Origin of the sequence: Thetidibacter halocola, from assembly GCF_018224955.1 — a bacterium.
GTDB classification, from domain to species: domain Bacteria; phylum Pseudomonadota; class Alphaproteobacteria; order Rhodobacterales; family Rhodobacteraceae; genus Thetidibacter; species Thetidibacter halocola.
In genome coordinates, this window is the sequence record NZ_JAGTUU010000002.1 from 1 (window position 1) to 19,588 (window position 19,588).

Sequence of the window (19,588 nt, forward strand, 5' to 3'; positions counted from 1 at the left end):
AACCAACCAATCTTCCGATCCGTCCGTCGCCGCCCCGCTGGCGCCCCGTCGTGCGCCTCAGCGCCGCCGGTGAGGGGCTATTTACGGTTCACTCCAAACACCCGCAAGTGCTTTTTACAGGGAAAACGCATGGAGCCGTCATTTTTCTATCATCTAATTGTTTTTATTATACTATTTTTTTGATCGTCCGGAAAAATATGTCGTCAGCCGCGCGGATCGGGCAAGCTGACGCTGGGTGAACCGGGAAGGTTGGGCGCGTTTTCGGCATCGCTTTGCGCAACTTTTGGAAATCAGGCGCCCTGCAACCCGTGAATCACCCTGAATCAGAGGGCCACTCGCGTTCGCTTTAGGATCAGGCGTGCGCCGCGACTCGCTTTCGGCGTGGCGCGAGTCGCAGCAGCAGCAAAATCGCGACCAGCCCGAGGTAGACCAGAGGCTCCAGCTGCCAGCCCTTGCGCAGCATCACGAAATGCAGCCCACCCAGCAGCACGGCCGGGTAGACAAGCCAGTGCAACTGCCGCCAGCGCATCCCCATCCGACGGATCGCCCGGTCGGTCGATGTCAACGCCAGCGGCACCAGCAGCAGGAAGCCCGCCATGCCCACCGTGATATAGGGACGTTTCAGGATGTCGGCCCAGACCTGGGCCAGGATCTGCACGTCGAGCACCAGCCAGACCAGCAGGTGACAGCACAGATAGAAGAAGGCCATCAGGCCCAATCCGCGCCGGAACCGAAGCAGGTTCACCCCTGCGAAGCGCCGCAGCGGCGTCACGCACAGGCCGGCGATCAGCAGTTGCAGCGCCAGGAGCCCGTACTCATGCTCCAGCGCCTTGATTGGCTCCACTCCCAACCCGCCGGTCAAACCCTGCCAGAACAGCCAGGGCGCCGGCAGCGACAGCCCGGCATAGACGATCCATGTTGGAACGCGCCGGGCCGTGGAGTTGAGGCGGTCGACCAGCATCAGAAGTTGGCGCGCAGGTCCATGCCTTCGTAAAGGCTGGCCACCTCGGCCTCGTAGCCGTTGAACATCAACGTGGGTTCACGGCGCGCGAACAGGCCCGCGCCGATGCGCCGTTCGCTGGCCTGGCTCCAGCGGGGATGGTCCACCGTAGGGTTCACGTTCGAGTAGAAGCCGTATTCGCGCGGGTTCGCCTTGTTCCAGGCGGTCGGCGGTTCCTTGTCGGTCAGGGTGATCCGCACGACGGACTTGATCGACTTGAACCCGTACTTCCAAGGCACGACCAGCCGCAGCGGCGCGCCGTTCTGGTTCGGGATCGGGCGACCATGGATCCCGGTCGCCATGATGGTCAGCGGATGCAGCGCCTCGTCCAGCCTCAGCCCCTCGACATAGGGCCAGTCGATCACCGGAAAGCGGAGGCCCGGCATCTCTTCGGGGCGATACGCCGTCTCAAAGGCCACATACCGCGCATCGGATGTCACACCCGCGAGGTCCAGCAGGTCGGCCAGTTCGAACCCGTTCCACGGCACGACCATCGACCAGGCCTCGACGCAGCGGAAGCGGTAGATGCGCTCCTCGATGGTCATCTTCGCTATGATGTCGGCGAACGAATACTCGCCGGGCCGCTCGACCAAGCCGTCGATCGTCACCGACCAGGGATCGGTCGTCAGCTGACCGGCATAGCGCGAGGGATCGTCCTTGTTCGTGCCGAACTCATAGTAGTTGCAGTAAGAGGTGATCTCGTCCCAGCCGTTCGGTTCCAGCGCTTCCTGCGCCTCCCCTGCCCCGGCGAGGCCCACAAGTGCCGTGCCCCCCATCGCCGCCAAAATCTGGCGGCGGTTCAGGTATGCAGCCCGGGGCGTGATGTCGTCATAGGTCAGGTCGTTGGTCCAGCGATGCGCCATTCGTCACCTCTCTTGTTTCGATGCAAGATAGAAGCAGGCGATCCTTGCGCCAACAAAAGCTGTCTCACAGTGTCGTGGCGCGCCTGAAACATCCCGGCAATCGACATTCCCCCTTGAGAATGTGTTGATTTACCTCAAGGCAGGAGCGGCAGCCGCCGTTAGTATGGGCCATCCAGGAGACATGGCGGCCCCGACCGGCCGCAAAAGGAGGACGCGATGAAAAACCTGATTGCCGTTCTGGCCATGCTGGCCGCCCCCGCCCTCGCGCAGGACGCCGTGACCTATGAGACAGACCAGAGTTTCGACGACGTTGTGTTCGGCTTGGAATCCGCGATCCTCGACCGTGGACTGGTGATCGACAGTGTCAGCCATACCGGCGAGATGCTGGAACGCACCCGCGTCGATGTCGGCTCGGACGTGGTGCTGTTCGAACAGGCGGACGTGTTCAGCTTCTGCTCTGCCGCGCTGTCGCGCAAGGTGATGGAGGTGGACCCGATGAACATCGTCTTTTGCCCCTACGACATCTTCGTCATGGTGCAGCCCAGCCGCCCCGACGTGACGGTGATCGGTTTCCGCAGCTTGCCCGAAGGCCCGATGAAAGAGATCGAGGCGCTTCTGGACGGCATCGCCAAGGCCGCGATCGGGCTGGACTGAGCCCGCTGAACTCGGATTTTTCTCACGCTCTGCTGACGGCGGATCACAAAGATTTAACTGGAAAGCATCAAAAGGCCCGGCATAGGTGCGCCAAGCCGCCGGTCAAGCCCGACCGGCGGAAATCCGCATATGAACCAAATGCTTACCTCCGGCGTAATGGTTACGATGCTTCGAAAACGCATCGGAACAATTCAGGAGGATATCTCATGTTCCGCAGAACTTTCATGGCACTGACCACTGCCACCGTCCTTTCGACCCCCGCCTTTGCCGGCGGCCACTCGATGGACATCGTCGACACCGCCGTGGGCGCGGGCACCTTCGAGACCCTCGTCGCTGCCGTGACCGCGGCCGACCTGGTCGACACGCTGAAGGGCGAAGGCCCGTTCACCGTCTTCGCACCGACGGATGAAGCATTCGCCGCTCTGCCCGAGGGCACCGTGGCAAACCTGCTGCTGCCCGAGAACAAGGACCAGCTGGTTGCGATCCTGACCTACCACGTGGTGGCCGGCAAGGTGATGTCGACCGACCTCAGCGACGGCATGACTGCCGCAACCGTTCAGGGCGGCAACATCACCGTCGACCTCGACAATGGCGTAATGATCAACGACGCGATCGTCGTGTCGGCTGACATCGAAGCTTCGAATGGCGTGATCCACGTCATCGATAAGGTCATCCTCCCCGAGGGTTGATCCTGTTTCGCGGGGGGCCTTCGGGCCCCTCGCACCCCTGGCGCGGGAATCGGCCGCATGGGCTGCCCCTTGATCCGCACCGGTTCGGCTGTCACCTCGCAGGCACCTGCCCCGGAGGACCGCCATGACCGATTCCCTGCCCATCCCCGTCACCGCCCCGCTGAGCCGCGCCCAGCGCACTCAAATCCTGTCGCTGGTGCGACGCGCCGCACGTGCTGAGATCCTGCCGCGCTTTCGCCAGCTAGACAGCCATCAGATCGATGAAAAGACCGGCCCGCAGGACCTGGTGACCGAGGCCGACCACGCCGCCGAGGCGATGATCGCCCGTGGCCTGCAGGCCATGTTCCCCCATGCACTGATCGTGGGCGAGGAGAACGCCACCGCCCGGCCCGACATCCTGAACAAGATCGCCGAGGCGGAACTGTGTTTTACCGTGGATCCGGTGGACGGCACCTGGAACTACGCCAAGGGGCTGACCCTGTTCGGGGTCATGGTGTCCATCCTGCGCTTTGGCGTGCCGGTCTATGGCCTGCTCTACGATCCCGTCATGGATGACGCGATCTGGGCCGACACCGAAAACCCCGCCCAGATGCTGAACAAGCGGCGCATCGCGCGCCCCGTCCGGGTTTCCGGCGGCGGCCCGGTCGAGGATCTCGTCGGCTCTGTGCCGCTGTACCTTGCGCCGAGGGACAAGCAGGCGCGCATCGCCGCGCAGATGCCGCGTTTTCAACGGACAGTGATGATGCGCTGCGCCTGCCACGAATACCGTATGCTGGCACAGGGCCAGCTGGATTTCGTGTTGTTCGCGAAACTGACCGCCTGGGACCATCCCGCCGGCGTGCTGATCTCGAGACAGGCGGGCGGGCATGTGGCACTGCTGGACGGCACGGAGTATCGCGCAGACCTGACCGAAGGCTACTTGCTGGCCGCCAGCGACGCGGCGACCTGGGGCCGGGTGCGCGACGTGTTTGACTTTCTGGTGGAATCCCCTGAACAGGTTGAAACACCCGCGGGCTGACGGCGCGGATCAGGCGGCGACGCGCAGCGCCTCGATGTCTCGGGCAATGTCCTCGGCCATCTGCGCCACCCGGGCATCCGACCCTTTGCGCTGCGCATAGGTGCGCAGGCCGAAGATCTCGGCCTGCAACCGGCTTGCAAGGCGGTCTGGATCGGCGGTCTGCGGCAACTCTCCGGTCTGAATGGCCTGCCGGAACATCTCTGCAAAGGCCGCCTCCATCGACTGGATCAGGGTTTCAGTCAGGCCCAGCAGATCGGCATTGTCGGGCGGCGTTTCCAGCATCGTCTTGACCAGCATGCAGGCCTGCGAGGGCGGACGGTTGTCCGCGACGCAGCCCAGCGCCCGCACATGCGCCGCCAGCCCGGCCAGCGGCGACCCCGCCTGTGCCACCGTCTGGCGGAACGCCTCGCGCGAATGCTGCGCATAGGATTTCAGTGCCTCGGCGAACAGCGCCTCTTTCGACCCGAAAGCCGCGTAGATCGAGCCTGGCCGCATGTCCAGCGCGGTCTCGAGATCCTTCAACGAGGTGCCAAGGAACCCCTTGCTCCAGAAAAGCGCCTGCGCCTGCGCCAGCACCTTGCCGCGATCGTATCCGGCCTGCCTGCCCATCTCCTACCTCGCTCATTTTTGAGTGAACGCTCAAAATGTATCTTGAGTGATCGCTCAAGTAAAGGTAGGAACGAAATTGTTGAACGATCATTCAAGAAAGGAACCGTCATGTCCCTCTTTACCCCGCACACGCTGGAAACCGCGCCCGAGGCCAGCCGCCCGCTGCTGGAAGATTCGCTGAAAAGCTTTGGCCGCCTGCCGGGCCTGCACGGCGTGTTGGCCGAGTCGCCCGCCGCCCTGAAAGGCTACAAGCAGCTGCACGGGATCTTTGCGACCGAGACCAGCTTTGACAAGGATGAGCTGACGGTGGTCTGGCAGACCATCAACGTCGAGCACGAATGCCATTACTGCGTGCCCGCCCATACGGGCATCGCCAAGAAGATGAAGGTGGACGACGCAATCAGCGCTGCGCTGCGCGACGAGACACCGTTGCCGAATGCCCGGCTCGAGGCGCTGCGCGACTTCACCCTGCATGTCGTGCGCCAGCGCGGCAACGTAACGGACGATCAGGTGCAGGCCTTCATCCGGGCCGGGTTCACCCAGCGCCAGATCCTCGAGGTGATCCTCGGCGTCGCGCAAAAGGTGATCTCGAACTACACCAACCACTTGGCGCAGACCCCGGTGGACGCCCCGATGCAGGCGTTTGCATGGTCCAAGGTGCCCAAGGCCGCCTGACCAGGAGAAAGCCCCGACCGGTCGACCCGGCCGGGGCTTGTCCTCATTCCGCCGCCTGGGCGATCTCGCTCATCGGCGGGCAGGTGCAAACCAGATGCCGGTCGCCATAGACGTTGTCGACGCGGTTGACCGGGGGCCAGTACTTGTCCACGCGGAAGGCACCCGGCGGGAAACAACCTTGCTCACGCGTGTAGGGGCGGTCCCAGTCCTTCACGAGGTCCTCCATCGTATGCGGGGCAAGTTTCAGCGGGTTCACCTCGTGATCCATCCGGCCGTCCTCGATGGCGCGGATTTCCTCGCGGATCGCCAGCATCGCGTCGCAGAACCGGTCCAGCTCGGCCTTGGTCTCGGACTCGGTCGGCTCGATCATCAGGGTGCCGGCCACGGGCCAGCTCATCGTCGGCGCGTGGAACCCGCAATCCATCAGCCGCTTGGCGATATCCTCGACCGTGACGCCCGCCGATTTCTCGAACGGCCGCGTGTCGAGGATGCATTCATGCGCCACCCGCCCGGTCGCGCCGCGATAGAGCACCTCATAGGCGCCCTCCAACCGCTTGGCGATGTAGTTGGCGTTCAGGATCGCGACCCGCGTCGCCTGCGTCAGCCCCTCGCCGCCCATCATCAGAACATAGGCCCATGAAATCGGCAGCAGCGACGGCGACCCGAAGGCCGCGGCCGACACAGGCCCCGGCCCCTTGGCCGTCAGCGGATCGCCCGGCAGATGCGGGATCAGGTGTTCCTTGACACCGATCGGCCCCATGCCGGGGCCGCCGCCGCCATGCGGGATGCAGAAGGTCTTGTGCAGGTTGAGGTGGCTCACATCGCCGCCGAGGTCGCCGGGCCGCGACAGGCCCACCATCGCGTTCATGTTCGCCCCGTCGATATAGACCTGCCCGCCGTGTTCATGCGTGATGGCGCAGACCTCCTTCACCGTCTCCTCGAACACGCCATGCGTGCTGGGATAGGTGATCATGCAGGCCGCCAGCCGGTCCGAGAACTTTTCGGCCTTGGCGCGGAAATCGGCCAGGTCGATACTGCCGTGATCGTCGCAGCCGACCGCCACCACCTCCCAGCCGACCATGTGGGCGCTGGCGGGGTTGGTGCCATGCGCGTTGACCGGGATCAGGCAGACATCGCGATGCCCCTCGCCCCGCGCCTTCTGCCAGTCGCGGATCGTCAGCAGCCCGGCATATTCGCCCTGAGCGCCGGAATTCGGCTGCATGGAAAACGCGTCATAGCCGGTGATCGTGCACAGCTTGGCCGACAGGTCGTCGATCAACGTCCGGTAGCCCCGCGCCTGATCGGCCGGAACATACGGATGCATCTGCGAGAATTCGGCCCAGCTGATCGGCATCATCTCGGCCGCCGCGTTCAGCTTCATCGTGCAGGAGCCCAGCGGGATCATCGCCCGGTCCAGCGCCAGGTCGCGGTCGGCGAGACGGCGCATGTAACGCATCATCTCGGTCTCGGCCCGGTTCATGTGGAACACGTCGTGCTGCAGGTAATTCGACTGCCGGATCAGCGCGTCGGGCAGGCGATACTCCGGCGTCAGGTCCTTGTCCTCGCGGACCAGGCCAAAGGCGCGCCAGACCGCCTCGATCACCTCGGGGGTGGTGCGCTCGTCCAGCGTGATGCCCACCTTGGTCCGGCCAACCCGGCGCAGGTTGATTCCCTGCTGCACGGCCGCCTGCAGGACACCGCGCTGCAACAGGCCAACATCTACGGTGATCGTGTCAAAGAAATGCTTGGGCTCCACCCGGAACCCAGCCGCCTCCAGTCCCTTGGCCAGCCGCACCGTCTTGCGGTGGATGCGCTGCGCGATGGCGCGCAGCCCCTTGGGTCCGTGGAACACGGCGTAGAATCCCGCCATGACCGCCAGAAGGGCCTGCGCCGTGCAGACATTGCTCGTGGCCTTCTCGCGGCGGATATGTTGCTCGCGCGTCTGGAGCGACAGGCGATAGGCGCGGTTGCCGTGGCTGTCGATGGATATGCCCACGATCCGGCCCGGCATGGCGCGCTTGAATTCATCCCGGCAGGCCATGTAGGCGGCATGCGGCCCACCATAGCCCAGCGGCACGCCAAATCGCTGCGTGTTGCCAACCGCGATATCCGCCCCCATCGCCGCCGGCTCTTTCAGCAGGCACAGCGCCATCGGGTCGGCGCTGACGATTCCAACGGCCTTCACCGTGTGCAGGGCCTGCATCTGGCGGGTGAAGTCGCGCAGGTGTCCATGCGTGCCCGGATATTGGAACAGCGCCCCGAAATAGAGGCTGGCATCCATTTCGTCGGGATTGCCCACATGCACGTCGATGCCCAGCGGCTCGGCCCGCGTGCGCACCACGGCGATGTTCTGCGGATGACAGTTCTCGTCTACAAAGAACGCCTTGGCCTTCGATTTGGCCACGCGTTGCGCCATGGTCATCGCCTCGGCGCAGGCGGTCGCCTCGTCCAGCAACGAGGCATTCGCCACCTCGAGGCCGGTCAGGTCGCAGATCATCGTCTGGTAGTTCAGAAGCGCCTCGAGCCGGCCCTGGCTGATTTCCGGCTGATAGGGCGTATAGGCGGTATACCAGGCCGGGTTCTCGAGGATGTTGCGCTGGATCGCCGGCGGCGTGACCGTGCCGTGATAACCCATCCCGATCAGCGAGGTGAGGACCGTGTTCTGCGCCGCCACGACACGCATCCGCTGCAACAATTCGCGCTCGGACAGGGGCTTGCCGAAATCCAGCCGGAAATCCTGCCGGATCGCCTTGGGCACGGTCTCATCGATCAGCGCATCCAGCCCCGCCACGCCCAGCGTCTCGAACATGTCGGCCATCTCGGCGGGCGAAGGTCCGATATGCCGCCGGTTGGCGAAATCGTAAGGCAGGTAATCGATCGGTTCATAGGTCATCGCAAGAACCCTTCCGGCGCGCGCCGCGCCCCTCTTCTCTGGTTTCCAAATACCGCGGGGGAGTCGCCCGGAACGGGCGACGGGGGCAGAGCCCCCTCTCAGTCCCCGATGAAATCCTTGTAGGCCTTCTCGTCCATGTAGTCGTCCAATGCCGACAGGTCCTCGACCTTCATCTTGAAGAACCAGGCATCCCCCTCGGGATCCTCGTTCACCTTGCCCGGCTCGTCGACGATGGCGTCGTTCACCTCGACGATCTCGCCATCCAGCGGCGCGAGGATGTCGGACGCGGCCTTGACCGATTCGATCACGACGATCTCGTCGTCCTTGCTGACCTCGGTGCCGACCTCGGGCAGTTCGACGAACACCACGTCGCCCAACTGCTCGGCCGCGTGGGCAGTGATGCCCACGGTGACGATGCCCTCGTCATCCACGTCCAGCCATTCATGTTCTTCGGTGAATTTCATCTGTTTCTCCCTGTTTCACCGTTTGAATCCCGCAGGCAGGAAGGGCAGCGCCGCCACTTTCACCGGCAACCGCTTCCCCCGCACCTCACCCCAAAGCCGCGTGCCTGTCGCGGAAAGGTCCGTCGGCACATAGCCCATCGCCACCGGCGCATTCACGCTGGGGCCGAACCCGCCCGAGGTGATCTGCCCCACCGGGTCGCCGCCCGTCTCTGCGGCAAACAGCGGCACGCCCTCGCGCATCGGCGCGCGCCCTTCGGGCGACAGGCCGACCCGGGCACGCGCTGCACCCGTTTCCAGCTCGGCCAGGATGCGCTCGGCACCCGGAAAGCCGCCCTCCCGCGCGCCACCCGCACGACGCACCTTCTGGATCGCCCAGGTCAGCCGCGCCTCGACCGGCGTCGTCCCGGTGTCGATGTCATGGCCATACAGGCACAGCCCGCCTTCCAGCCGCAGGCTGTCACGCGCGCCCAGCCCGATGAATTCGACCCGCGCGTCCGCCAGCAACCGCCGCGCCAGCGCCTCGGCCGCCGTCTCCGGCACCGAGATCTCGAAGCCATCCTCGCCAGTGTAGCCCGAGCGCGAGACCCAGACCTCGACCCCTTCGATCATGACGGTCGCCACGTCCATGAAGCGCATCTCTGCCACATCCGGCGCCAGCGCGGCCAGCACGGCCTCTGCCTCGGGCCCCTGCAGGGCCAGCAGCGCGCGGTCCTCCAGCATCTCGACCGAAACGCCCCGAGGCTCCAGCACTGTCTTCATGCGCGCCAGGTCGGCATCCTTGCAGGCGGCGTTGACCACGACGAACAGGTGATCGCCGCGGTTGGCGATCATCAGATCGTCCTCGATCCCGCCCGCGTCATTGGTGAAAAATGCATAACGTTGCCGCCCCTCGGCCAGCCCCGCCACGTCCACCGGCACCAGCGATTCGAGCGCCAGCGCCACGTCCGGCCCGCGCAGGATCACCTGTCCCATGTGGCTGACATCGAACAGCCCGGCATGGTCGCGGCAATGCAGGTGCTCCTTGAGCACGCCAAGGCCATACTGCACAGGCATGTCATACCCTGCGAACGGCACCATCCGGGCGCCCAGCTCGCGGTGCAGCGCGTTCAGCACCGTCGATTTCAGATTGTCCTCGGCCATGCGCCCTCCGGTCAGTGATCCCGACCAAGGCAAGCATGGTGCGGGCATTCATGGCGCGTCAAGCCGCACCGGCGAATGCCCCCTCTGTCCCTTCGCCTGAGATCGCTATCCCTTCGGCGGACGCAGTCCTGCGCCTCTCTCCAGAGTTCGTGTTCCATGTCGGTCCTTTGGCCTGAGCGTTTCCGGGGCGGTTGCGCCTTCGGCACCGGATGAACCGGTTCTCCCGTCATGAATGGCCGTCGATTAAACGATGGTTTCGGCGGCCGCAACGGTGCTTTTTCGCAACGGCCCCTTGCAGCCCCCTTGCGGCACAAGGATTTCAAGCAAAGGCGCATTGTCGCAGATCAGCGCATCCAGCGTGATCGGGTCCAGCGTCGCGTAAAAGGCGTTCGCTGCATCGTCCAGCGCAGTGCGCAGGCGGCATGCCTCTGTCAGCGGGCAGGTGTTGTCCACATCGGCAAAGCACTCGGCGATGGGCACCGGCTGTTCCAAAGCGCGGAACACCTCGCCGATGACGATCTGCTTGGCAGGCCGCGCCAGTTCGAGCCCGCCGTTCCGGCCGCGCTGCGTATGCAGGAAACCCAACTGCGCCAATTGGTTGATGACCTGGGCCAGATGATTCTCCGAGGCATTGCACGCCTTGGCAATCTCCGCCTTGGTGACCAGACGACCCATGTTGGCGGCGCAGAACATCAGCACCCGCATGGCGATGTTGGTTCGTTTCGTGACACGCACCGGACGCACTCCCGCTATCGGTATGACCCATAATTCATAGCAGACCAGTGCAAGATGGATTTGACATACATCAATCCCTGTGCAGATCAGGGCGAATGACACAGGCTTTCTTCTTCGGATACGGTTCCCTGGTGAACCGGCTGACGCATGGCTATGCCCCGGCGCATCGCGCGCGGGCCTCGGGCTGGCGCCGGGCGTGGATCGCCACGGCCCAGCGCCGCGTTGCCTACCTGACGGCAGTTCCAGACCCGGATTGCGCCATCGACGGGCTGATCGCCCCTGTCCCCCCCGAGGGGTGGGCCACGCTTGACTTGCGCGAGGCGGCCTACGAGCGGCTGACTGCCACGGACCGGATCGAGCATGAGGCAACCGATGCGCAGACCATCGCGATCTACGAGATCGCCCCGGAAAACCGACTGCCGCCCAGCCCGGACCACCCTGTGCTGCTGTCCTATATCGACGTGGTGGTCCAGGGCTACCTGACCGAATACGGATCCGAGGGCGCGGCGCATTTCTTCGCCACGACCACCGGATGGGAGGCGCCGATCCTGAATGACCGCGCCGCGCCGCGCTATCCCCGCGCCCAGCGCCTGACCGATGCCGAACGCGTCGTGGTGGATCACGGCCTTTCCCGCCTGGGCTGCCGTCTCTTTACCGAAGCCTGAGCCCGCAGGCTTCGGTGGGCCCAAACACCTTGGCGGGACTGCAAAACCACGGGGGCAAAGCCCCCTTTGGCCTCAACCGCTGCCGATCAGCGCACCGGCGGCAAAGACCAGCGCCCCGCCCAGCACCACTTGGAAGGCGGCGCGCAGGAACGGCGTCTCCATGTAGCGGTTCTGGATCCACGCGATGGCCCAGAGTTCCACGAAGACGACGACCATGGCGATGATCGTGGCGGTCCAGAAATGCGGAATCAGGTAAGGCAGCGCATGGCCAAGGCCGCCGATTGTGGTCATCACGCCCGCCGAGATGCCACGCTTGACCGGCGAGCCGCGGCCTGAAAGTTGCCCGTCGTCCGACGCCGCCTCGGTAAAGCCCATCGAGATGCCGGCGCCGACCGAGGCCGCCATGCCGACCAGAAAGGTCGTCCAGGTGTTCTGCGTCGCAAAGGCGACGGCAAAGATCGGCGCCAGGGTCGATACAGAGCCGTCCATCAGCCCTGCCAGACCCGGCTGCACCCAGGTGAGCACGAATTGGCGATGCGCCTTGTCGTTCTCGACCTCGCGCGTGGCGTCGCCCAGATGCGCCCGTTCCAGCTTTTCCGCCGAATACTGGTGCCCGGCCTCGGCCGCCGCCAGGTCACCCAGCAGCTTTCGCGTGTCCGCGTCGGTCGTGCGCTTGGCCGCCTCCAGGTAGAAATGCTCGGCATCGCTCTCCATCGCCGCCGCCTCGGAACGGATGCGCTCCAGCGACAGGTTCTCGACCAGCCAAACCGGCCGGCGGGCATAGTAGCCCGCCACATGCTCGCGCCGGATCAGCGGAATCACCTCGCCGAACCGCTTGCGGTGGAGCGAGATCAGCGCCTTGCGATGGGTATCCTCCTCGGCTGCCATGCCGTCGAAGACTTTCGCCGTGTCGGGAAACTCGGCCCGCAGGCGTTCGGCGTAACTGCGATAGATACGGGCGTCGTCCTCTTCGGACGAAATCGCCAGCGCAAGCACCTCCTGCTCTGTCAGGTCGTTGAAGTGACGGCGTTGAGTGAAAAAGCGCATACCGGCCTCGTTTTTAGAACAATTCTAATTTAGTGCCTCCAATGCCGGGTGCAACCGGCAAATTTGAACCGATCGGTTCAGTATTGGCTTGAGAATCTAAACTGACCGGTTTAGTTAAATGAACGAAACGGTTCAGCAGGAGAAACCCATGAAATCCGTCATTCTCGCCATCACCATCACGCTGTCCGCCACCGCGTCGATGGCCGGCGTTCCCGGCTGGGGCCTGCCCGACCTGACCTTTCCCGATCCGGTGACTCTGCCCGCCCCCGACATCTCGACACAGGGCTGTTTGCCCACGGCGGCTTGCCGGAACTGAACCGACCGGTTTATAGTGCCTTTCGGGGATACGAGAGGCATGGCATGACGGCAGAGGCGCTGGTCCGCAAGGGGCGGAAATTCGACCAGGTGCTGGACGGCGCCCGCGAGGTCTTTCTTCGCGACGGCTTCGAGGGCGCAAGCGTCGACGACATCGCGCGTCAGGCCGGCGTGTCCAAGGCGACGCTCTACAGCTATTTCCCGGACAAGCGCCTGCTGTTTATGGAGGTCGCGCGCGCCCAGTGCCAGCACCAGGCGGACGAGGCGTTGGCCAGCTTCGACCTGACGCGCCCCCCGCGCGAAGCCCTGACGCGTGTGGCGCATACCTTTCTCGGGTTCATCTTTTCAGACATGGGCCAGCGCATATTCCGCATGTGCGTGGCCGAATCCGACCGCTTTCCGGAACTCGGGCGCAATTTCTACGAAAGCGGCCCGATGGTCATGCGACGGGCGCTGACCAGCTACCTGACCGCGGCCGTCGCGCGGGGCGAGTTGCGGATCGACGACATGGCGCTGGCCGCCGACCAGTTCGCCGAACTGTGCAAGGCCGATCTCTGGCCAAAGCTGATCTTCGGCCTGAAGACCCGCTTTACCGAGGCAGAAATCGACCGGATCGTGGATGGCGCCGTCGAGACCTTCATGGCACGGTATGGCGCCTGACACGGAAGGAGCGCGGCGGATGCAGACAAAATCGGAAAACCGGTGCTTTGGCGGTGTGCAGGGCGTCTACACGCACGCCTCGAACGCCTGTTCCTGCGACATGACCTTTGGCCTGTTCCTGCCCCCCGAGGCGGACACCGGCCCCGTTCCGCTGCTGTGGTACCTGTCGGGCCTGACCTGCACGCATGAGAACGCAATGACCAAGGCGGCAGCGCAGGGTTGGGCCGCCGAGGCCGGGATCGCGCTGGTTTTTCCCGACACCTCGCCACGGGGCGAGGGCGTGGCGAATGACGAAGCCTATGACCTGGGCCAGGGCGCGGGTTTCTACGTCGACGCCACGCAGTCGCCCTGGGCGCCGCATTTCCGTATGTATGACTACATCGCGAACGAATTACCCGTCCTGCTGGGCGCGCATTTCCCGCTGGACATGGACCGCCAGGCGATCACCGGCCATTCCATGGGCGGGCATGGCGCGCTGACCCTGGCGATGACCTTGCCGGGCCGGTTCCGCAGCGTATCGGCATTCGCGCCCATCGCGCATCCGACCGAGTCGGACTGGGGCCGCAAGCAACTCGACGCCTATCTCGGCAGCGACCACGATGCATGGACACGCCACGATTCCACCCTGCTGATGCACGAACACGGATTCGACGGGCCGATCCTGATCGACCAGGGCGCCAGCGACCAGTTCCTGCATCTCCTGAAGCCCGAGGCGCTGGCGCAGGCAATGGCCGAACGCCGCCAGGACGGCGCCTTCCGCATGCAGAAGGGCTATGACCACAGCTATTTCTTCGTCTCGACCTTCATGGAGGACCACGTAGCCTTCCACGCAGAGGCGCTGTTCGCGTGATCTATGTCGATGCCGATGCCTGCCCCGTCAAGGACGAGGCCGAGCGCGTCGCCACGCGGCACGGACTGCGGCTGGCGCTGGTATCGAATGGCGGGCTGCGGCCGTCGCGCAACCCGCTGGTGGATACGGTGATCGTGCCCGAAGGGCCGGATGTCGCCGACCAGTGGATTGCCGACCGCGCCAGCAAGGGTGACGTGGTGGTGACCGCCGACATGCCGCTGGCCGCCCGCTGCGTCGAGGCTGGCGCGCAGGTGCTGCGGCACGACGGATCCACGCTGGACGTACGCAATATCGGACAGCAACTGGCGATGCGCGACCTGATGGCCGATCTGCGCGCCTCCGATCCATTCCGGCAGGGTGGTGGGCGGGCGTTTTCCAAGGCGGATCGCAGCCGCTTTCTCGACGCGCTGGAACGCGCCGTGCGCAAGGCTCAACAAGAGGCCCGGACATGACCACGATGATTTCCTTCGAGGACGGAGAGCGCAATCTCGACTGGCTGGGCCTGACCGAGGCACTCGCCGCCGGGCACCGCCTGCCACGGGCCGAGATCGCCGACGTGTTCCTGTATCGCGACCCCGACACGCTGCTGAACCGCTCTGCCTGGATCGACGGCTTGGGCATCGCGGTCAAGGCCGCGACGGTTTTCCCGCGCAACCCGGACAAGGGCCTGCCGATGGTCGGCGGCGCGGTGAACCTGTTCGACGACGCGACGGGCGGGCTGACCGCCATCGTGGATTTCCACCTTGTCACCAAGTGGAAGACCGCCGGCGACAGCCTGCTGGCGGCGCGCCGTCTCGCCCGACCCGACAGCCGCCGCATCCTGATCGTGGGCGCGGGCACGGTCGCGGCCTCGTTGCACCAGGCCTATTCCGCCGCCTTCCCGCAGGCAGGGTTCGCCGTCTGGAACCGCAGCCCCGACAAGGCCCGCGCCTTTGCCGATGAGCGCGGCATAGACTTTGCCCCCGACCTGGCCGAAGCGGTGGCAGGCGCCGACATCGTAACCTGCGCGACCATGTCCACCGATCCCGTCATTCATGGCGAGTGGCTGCAACCCGGCACGCATCTGGACCTGATCGGCGCCTACCGCCCGGACATGCGCGAGGCGGACGACGACGCCCTGATCCGGTCGCGTGTCTTTGTCGACAGCTATGCCACCACGCTCGGCCATATCGGTGAGTTGAAGATCCCGCTGGAGATAGGCACCATCCGGCGCGAGGACGTGATCGCAGATTACTATGAGCCGGACCTGTTCCGCCGCGAGACGGACCAAGAGATCACGCTGTTCAAGAACGGCGGCGGCGCGCATCTGGACCTGATGACGGCGCGATTCATCCTCGACCGGTGGCAAGGCGGCGAGCCGGCGCGCGATTGACGCCGCCGCGCCCCGTGCTAAGCAGCATGCCATGCTGGAGATCTTCCTCAAGACCGTGCCCTTCTTTGCCCTGATCGGGCTGGGCTATGGCGCGGGCCGCACGCGGTTCTTCACCGAGGAAGCCACCGCCTACCTGACCAAGTTCATCTTCTACTTCGCCCTCTCGGCGATGCTGTTCCGGTTTTCGGCCAACCTGTCCTTTGCCGAGATCTTCGATGCGCGGCTGGCCATGGCCTATCTCTGGGGCACCGCGTTCGTCTACGGCATCGGCATGGCGGTGGCATTCCTGCGCGGCATGGACACGCCGACTGCCGCGATCGAGGCGCAATGCGCGGCGATCGGCAACACGGGCTTTCTGGGTGTGCCGATGCTGGCCGTGCTGCTGGGACAAGAGGCGGTTGGCCCGATCATCCTGATTCTGGCCATCGACCTGATGGTGTTCTCCTCGGCGCTGACGATTCTCGTCACCGGGTCGCGCGGCGGCGAAGGCGGCCTTGCGGTCGTCAAGAAGGCCGCGCTGGGCCTGCTGAAGAACCCGATGATCGTGTCGATCAGCCTTGGCCTGATTGTCGCCGGTTTGGGCACGGGCCTGCACCCGGTCATGAACGAGTTCGTCACGATCCTCGGCAATGCGGCCACCCCCGGCGCACTGTTCGCCATCGGCGCCTCGCTGGCCAGCAAGTCGGCCGAGCGGGTCGAGGTCGCAGCCTGGCTTTCGTTCTGCAAGCTGGTGCTGCACCCGGTCTTCGTGGCGCTGGGCGCATTCCTGCTGTTTCCCACCGATCCCTACAAGGCCGCTGTCGCCGTGTCGGCGGCGGCGCTGCCCGTCGCGGGCAATGTCTTCATGCTGGCGCAGCATTACGGCATAGCGCCACAGCGCGTGTCGGCGTCGATCCTGATTTCGACCGCGGCCTCGATCCTGACGGTCAGCGTCGTGATCGCGCTGGTCAGCCCCGGACCATGATGCCGGGCAGCATGGCGTGCAGGCGCTCCATCTCGGCCTCGCAATCGTCCATCTTCCAGGCCGCGCCGTCGGCGCCGACACGAATCGCGATGTCGGGTTCCAGCTTGGCGATGTAGCCGCTGACAAAGATCAGGATCTTTGGTGCGACGATGCGCAACTCGAGGATGACCCGTGCCAGCGCCCGCACCCGTTCAACGCTGGACGCGGATAGTCCAACGATGGGATAGGCGCCCTTGCGGACGATCTCGCTCAACTCGCGCTCGCTGCGCTCGAGGCGCAGATCGACGTCCCAGCCGTGGTCGCGAAAGATGTCGGCGGCCATGGTCACGCCCAGGACATGGGTCTCGCCCGGAACGGTCGCGAAAAGCGCGCAGCGCGAGCCGCGCGGCTCGAACGGTGGGGCAAGCGCGCGCAGGTCGCGCAGCAGGTTCAGCATCCGGCCCGCCGCAAGCGCCATGTCGCGCAGGCTGATCCGGTCCTCTTCCCACAATTCGCCCAGCCGCGTCGCCGCCGCGCCGATATGATACAGGCACAGTTCCTCGTGGGTCGCACCCTCGCGATGGGCCGCCATGATGTGCCGGCTCGCCGCCATCGACTCGAGGCCGGTCAGCGCCGCGCACAACGAATCTATATCGGGTTCGACCCGCGGTGGGACGATGATCTTCCGCTGGGGCGCCGTTTCGGCCGCCCATCGCGCAAGACGCAGGATGACCTCCTGCGCCAGGATAACAAGGGCGGCCTCGGGCAGTCCGGGCCGGGCCTGTCCATGCGCATCACTGTCGATGGCACGCAACGGAATCGGCATATCGATCATGGTTTGGCCTTTCAGCCGTGCGACCCCTCGCAGGACAAACCTGTGCAGACTGTCGCCGGAAGTCAATCGGCCTTTCGTTCCACCTCAGTCCACCCGACGCACGAGCATCTGGTTGCCCGCGCCGCGCCGCGTCTCGAAGACCTTCAGTTCGGCCACCAGGTCGGACAGCTTGCGCTTGCCGTAGGTGCGGGTGTCGAAATCGGGGTTGGAGGCGGTGATGAACTGGCCCAGCGGGCCCAGCGCATACCATTCGTCGTCTTGCTCGATGGAATCCATCGCCTTGAAGATCAGGTCGCGCGCCTCGGTCAGGTCGCCGGTGGCCTTGGGCTTGCGCCCCTCGGCCCGTTCCGGTGCGCCGTCGAGGTTTTCCAGGAAGATGAACCGCTTGCAGGCCTTGCGGAAGGCATCGGGCGTCTTCTGCATGCCCATGCCGTAGACCTCCAGCCCCTGCTCGCGGATGCGGCTGGCGAGGCGGGTGAAATCGCTGTCGGAACTGACCAGCACAAAACCGTCGAACCGGCCAGTATGCATCAGGTCCATCGCGTCGATCACCAGGGCGATGTCGCTGGCGTTCTTGCCCACCGTGTTGGCGGGCGAGTGGTGCGGCACCAGGCCGAATTCGGCCTGCACCTTGTTCCAGCCCGCCATCTGCTGGCTGGAGAAATCGCCATAGCAGCGGCGCACGCTGGCCTCGCCAAGGCTGGCGATCTCGTCGAAGATCGCCTGAGTGTATTTCGGGGATGTGTTGTCGGCGTCGATCAGGACGGCGAGAAGTGTTGTGTCTGTCATGGCGGCACATTGGACGCGATCGCAGACCGGCGCAATACGTTGCAGCCCACCCCGCCTAAAGCCACCGATACATCACCAGCGCATCGACGAACCCCTGTTCGGGGTGGCGGAACGCTCCGGGCAGGCGTCCGACGATCTCGAACCCCGCGCGTTGCCATGTCTCGATCGCCCGCCGGTTGGTCGAGACGACGAAATTGTATTGCATCGCGGCAAAGCCCAGCCCCGGCGCGATCTCCAACGAATGCGCCAGCATCGCCCGCGCCACGCCGCGTCCCTGCGCCGCCGCCGACGTGACATAGCCGCAGTTACAAACATGGCTGCCGCCGCCCTTCTGGTTGCGGACGATGTAATAGGTGCCCAGCACCTGCCCGTCCTCCTCGGCGACGAAGACCCGGCGCTCGGGTCCGAACCAGTAGGCCAGTGCCGCGTCGCTCGAGATGTCCGGGTCGATGGCATAGGTGTCGCCGGCGCGAAAGACCGGCTCGAGCATCGCCCAGATGGCGGCGCGGTCTGCGTCGCGCGCCTCGCGAAGGATCACGTCATACCCTCCGTCTCGATATGCATGGTGGCGCCGCAATGCTTGCAATGCACCGCGTCGGCGTCGTGCAACACCAGCCCGCAGGTCTGGCATTCCTGCCGCACCTTGTTCGGCCGGAACAGCACCTGCACCAGCCGCAGGAACAGCGTGACACCCGCGATCATCACCACGACAGAGATCAGCCGCCCCACAGTGCCCGGCAGGGTGATGTCGCCGAACCCGGTCGTCGTCAGCGCCGTGATGGTGAAATACAGCGCGTCGGCATAGTTCCGGATCTGCGGATTGCTCGGATACTGCGTGGCATAGATGATGCCCGTCATGATGAAGATGAAGACGAACAGGTTCAGCGTTGCCTTGACCACGTCCTCGTTGCGGCGAAAATAGGGGAAATCCTCCTTCAGGCGCTGCGACAATTGGTAGGTGTGCAGCAGCCGCAGCGTCCGCATCACCCGCAGAAAGCCCAGCCCCTCGCCCGCCAGCGGCGCGAGGAACGACACCAGCGCGATGATGTCGGCCAGCGTGGTCAACCGGGTAAACAGGTGCAACCGGTTGGTCGATACCCAGACCCGCGCAGCGAAATCCGCCAGGATCACCACGCCGAAGGCGACGTCGATCGCCTCGACCACCGGGCCGTGATGGGTGAAAGAGGTGGCGATCACGAACAGGATCGTGACCACGTCGAAGACCAGCAGCGCATAGCGAAAGCGGTGCGCCTCGTCGCTGTCCCCCGCGTAGAGCGCGCGGATGCTGTCCTTCATCGCCGCGTCCTCCTTCTGCTGCCTGCAATAAGCAACAAGAAACGGCGAGGGCCAGAGCCCCCGCCGCGATCCGCGC

Annotated in this window: 24 protein-coding genes and 2 riboswitches; of the genes, 12 read left to right on the forward strand and 12 right to left on the reverse strand. The window is 65.0% G+C overall.

Annotated features, from left to right (window positions below; translation table 11 throughout):
* On the forward strand, window positions 1-239 hold a 239-nt coding region (locus KB874_RS04340; RefSeq protein WP_212535335.1), incomplete at its 5' end, for a hypothetical protein.
* A 113-nt stretch (window positions 240-352) separates the two neighbouring features.
* On the opposite strand, the gene msrQ is transcribed toward KB874_RS04340, so the two are convergent.
* Window positions 353-961 carry a protein-methionine-sulfoxide reductase heme-binding subunit MsrQ gene (gene msrQ, locus KB874_RS04345; protein ID WP_212535336.1) on the reverse strand — a complete coding sequence of 203 codons (609 nt, stop codon included), beginning with the start codon at window positions 959-961 and terminating at the stop codon, window positions 353-355.
* On the reverse strand, window positions 961-1,863 hold the full coding sequence (gene msrP, locus KB874_RS04350; RefSeq protein ID WP_212535337.1) for a protein-methionine-sulfoxide reductase catalytic subunit MsrP: 903 nt from the start codon (window positions 1,861-1,863) through the stop codon (window positions 961-963). The genes msrQ and msrP overlap by 1 nt, the downstream gene beginning before the upstream one ends.
* Before the next feature lie 216 nt (window positions 1,864-2,079).
* Between msrP and KB874_RS04355 the strand changes: the two genes are divergently transcribed.
* The 3 genes from KB874_RS04355 to KB874_RS04365 all read left to right on the forward strand — a co-directional run bounded on the left by KB874_RS04355 (window position 2,080) and on the right by KB874_RS04365 (window position 4,224).
* Entirely contained in the window at window positions 2,080-2,517 is a 438-nt protein-coding gene (locus KB874_RS04355; protein WP_212535338.1) for a DUF302 domain-containing protein, read from the forward strand.
* A gap of 206 nt (window positions 2,518-2,723) precedes the next feature.
* A complete protein-coding gene (locus KB874_RS04360) occupies window positions 2,724-3,206 on the forward strand; it encodes a fasciclin domain-containing protein (protein WP_212535339.1) in 483 nt (160 codons plus the stop codon).
* Window positions 3,207-3,330: 124 nt separating this feature from the next.
* Window positions 3,331-4,224 carry an inositol monophosphatase family protein gene (locus tag KB874_RS04365; protein ID WP_212535340.1) on the forward strand — a complete coding sequence of 298 codons (894 nt, stop codon included), beginning with the start codon at window positions 3,331-3,333 and terminating at the stop codon, window positions 4,222-4,224.
* Between the two features lie 9 nt (window positions 4,225-4,233).
* Here KB874_RS04365 and KB874_RS04370 read toward each other — a convergent pair whose 3' ends face one another.
* Entirely contained in the window at window positions 4,234-4,833 is a 600-nt protein-coding gene (locus KB874_RS04370) for a TetR/AcrR family transcriptional regulator (RefSeq protein ID WP_212535341.1), read from the reverse strand.
* A 108-nt stretch (window positions 4,834-4,941) separates the two neighbouring features.
* Here KB874_RS04370 and KB874_RS04375 point away from each other — a divergent pair, with 108 nt between their 5' ends.
* Window positions 4,942-5,508, forward strand: coding sequence for a carboxymuconolactone decarboxylase family protein (locus tag KB874_RS04375; protein ID WP_212535342.1), 567 nt, complete (start codon window positions 4,942-4,944; stop codon window positions 5,506-5,508).
* 43 nt (window positions 5,509-5,551) lie between these two features.
* Here the strand turns inward: KB874_RS04375 and gcvP are convergent, their stop codons facing one another.
* The 4 genes from gcvP to KB874_RS04395 all read right to left on the reverse strand — a co-directional run bounded on the left by gcvP (window position 5,552) and on the right by KB874_RS04395 (window position 10,740).
* Entirely contained in the window at window positions 5,552-8,401 is a 2,850-nt protein-coding gene (gcvP, locus tag KB874_RS04380) for an aminomethyl-transferring glycine dehydrogenase (RefSeq protein WP_212535343.1), read from the reverse strand.
* 98 nt (window positions 8,402-8,499) lie between these two features.
* On the reverse strand, window positions 8,500-8,865 hold the full coding sequence (gene gcvH / locus KB874_RS04385; protein ID WP_212535344.1) for a glycine cleavage system protein GcvH: 366 nt from the start codon (window positions 8,863-8,865) through the stop codon (window positions 8,500-8,502).
* Between the two features lie 15 nt (window positions 8,866-8,880).
* Window positions 8,881-10,005 (reverse strand): glycine cleavage system aminomethyltransferase GcvT, encoded by a 1,125-nt coding sequence (gcvT, locus tag KB874_RS04390; protein ID WP_212535345.1) that lies wholly within the window; start codon window positions 10,003-10,005, stop codon window positions 8,881-8,883.
* Between the two features lie 82 nt (window positions 10,006-10,087).
* A riboswitch (glycine riboswitch) is annotated at window positions 10,088-10,151 on the reverse strand.
* Between the two features lie 4 nt (window positions 10,152-10,155).
* A riboswitch (glycine riboswitch) is annotated at window positions 10,156-10,241 on the reverse strand.
* 7 nt (window positions 10,242-10,248) lie between these two features.
* Window positions 10,249-10,740: an RrF2 family transcriptional regulator gene (locus tag KB874_RS04395; protein ID WP_212535840.1), complete on the reverse strand. Its 492-nt coding sequence runs from the start codon at window positions 10,738-10,740 to the stop codon at window positions 10,249-10,251.
* Window positions 10,741-10,835: 95 nt separating this feature from the next.
* Between KB874_RS04395 and KB874_RS04400 the strand changes: the two genes are divergently transcribed.
* On the forward strand, window positions 10,836-11,405 hold the full coding sequence (locus KB874_RS04400) for a gamma-glutamylcyclotransferase family protein (protein WP_212535346.1): 570 nt from the start codon (window positions 10,836-10,838) through the stop codon (window positions 11,403-11,405).
* Between the two features lie 72 nt (window positions 11,406-11,477).
* Here the strand turns inward: KB874_RS04400 and mbfA are convergent, their stop codons facing one another.
* Entirely contained in the window at window positions 11,478-12,452 is a 975-nt protein-coding gene (gene mbfA, locus KB874_RS04405) for an iron exporter MbfA (RefSeq protein WP_212535347.1), read from the reverse strand.
* A gap of 148 nt (window positions 12,453-12,600) precedes the next feature.
* On the opposite strand from mbfA, the gene KB874_RS04410 reads away from it, so the two are divergent.
* Genes KB874_RS04410 through KB874_RS04435 form a run of 6 tightly spaced genes read left to right on the forward strand, consistent with a single transcriptional unit; the run spans window position 12,601 to window position 16,613 of the window.
* Window positions 12,601-12,768: a hypothetical protein gene (locus KB874_RS04410; protein WP_212535348.1), complete on the forward strand. Its 168-nt coding sequence runs from the start codon at window positions 12,601-12,603 to the stop codon at window positions 12,766-12,768.
* A gap of 44 nt (window positions 12,769-12,812) precedes the next feature.
* The gene (locus KB874_RS04415) at window positions 12,813-13,427 is read left to right on the forward strand and encodes a TetR/AcrR family transcriptional regulator (RefSeq protein ID WP_212535349.1); all 615 of its coding nucleotides are present in this window, start codon (window positions 12,813-12,815) and stop codon (window positions 13,425-13,427) included.
* Between the two features lie 19 nt (window positions 13,428-13,446).
* The gene (gene fghA, locus KB874_RS04420) at window positions 13,447-14,277 is read left to right on the forward strand and encodes an S-formylglutathione hydrolase (protein ID WP_212535350.1); all 831 of its coding nucleotides are present in this window, start codon (window positions 13,447-13,449) and stop codon (window positions 14,275-14,277) included.
* The gene (locus KB874_RS04425; RefSeq protein WP_212535351.1) at window positions 14,274-14,729 is read left to right on the forward strand and encodes a YaiI/YqxD family protein; all 456 of its coding nucleotides are present in this window, start codon (window positions 14,274-14,276) and stop codon (window positions 14,727-14,729) included. The genes fghA and KB874_RS04425 overlap by 4 nt, the downstream gene beginning before the upstream one ends.
* Window positions 14,726-15,649 carry an ornithine cyclodeaminase family protein gene (locus KB874_RS04430; protein ID WP_212535352.1) on the forward strand — a complete coding sequence of 308 codons (924 nt, stop codon included), beginning with the start codon at window positions 14,726-14,728 and terminating at the stop codon, window positions 15,647-15,649. The genes KB874_RS04425 and KB874_RS04430 overlap by 4 nt, the downstream gene beginning before the upstream one ends.
* Window positions 15,650-15,680: 31 nt before the next feature.
* The gene (locus tag KB874_RS04435; RefSeq protein ID WP_212535353.1) at window positions 15,681-16,613 is read left to right on the forward strand and encodes an AEC family transporter; all 933 of its coding nucleotides are present in this window, start codon (window positions 15,681-15,683) and stop codon (window positions 16,611-16,613) included.
* On the opposite strand, the gene KB874_RS04440 is transcribed toward KB874_RS04435, so the two are convergent.
* The 4 genes from KB874_RS04440 to KB874_RS04455 form a co-directional block, all read right to left on the reverse strand.
* Window positions 16,597-17,427, reverse strand: a complete 831-nt coding sequence (locus KB874_RS04440) for a cobalamin B12-binding domain-containing protein (protein WP_212535354.1) — start codon at window positions 17,425-17,427, stop codon at window positions 16,597-16,599. The genes KB874_RS04435 and KB874_RS04440 overlap by 17 nt on opposite strands.
* A gap of 84 nt (window positions 17,428-17,511) precedes the next feature.
* Window positions 17,512-18,216 (reverse strand): NYN domain-containing protein, encoded by a 705-nt coding sequence (locus KB874_RS04445; RefSeq protein WP_212535355.1) that lies wholly within the window; start codon window positions 18,214-18,216, stop codon window positions 17,512-17,514.
* A gap of 55 nt (window positions 18,217-18,271) precedes the next feature.
* The gene (locus KB874_RS04450; protein WP_212535841.1) at window positions 18,272-18,706 is read right to left on the reverse strand and encodes a GNAT family N-acetyltransferase; all 435 of its coding nucleotides are present in this window, start codon (window positions 18,704-18,706) and stop codon (window positions 18,272-18,274) included.
* Between the two features lie 44 nt (window positions 18,707-18,750).
* Window positions 18,751-19,512 carry a potassium channel family protein gene (locus KB874_RS04455; protein ID WP_212535356.1) on the reverse strand — a complete coding sequence of 254 codons (762 nt, stop codon included), beginning with the start codon at window positions 19,510-19,512 and terminating at the stop codon, window positions 18,751-18,753.
* Window positions 19,513-19,588 lie beyond the last annotated feature (76 nt).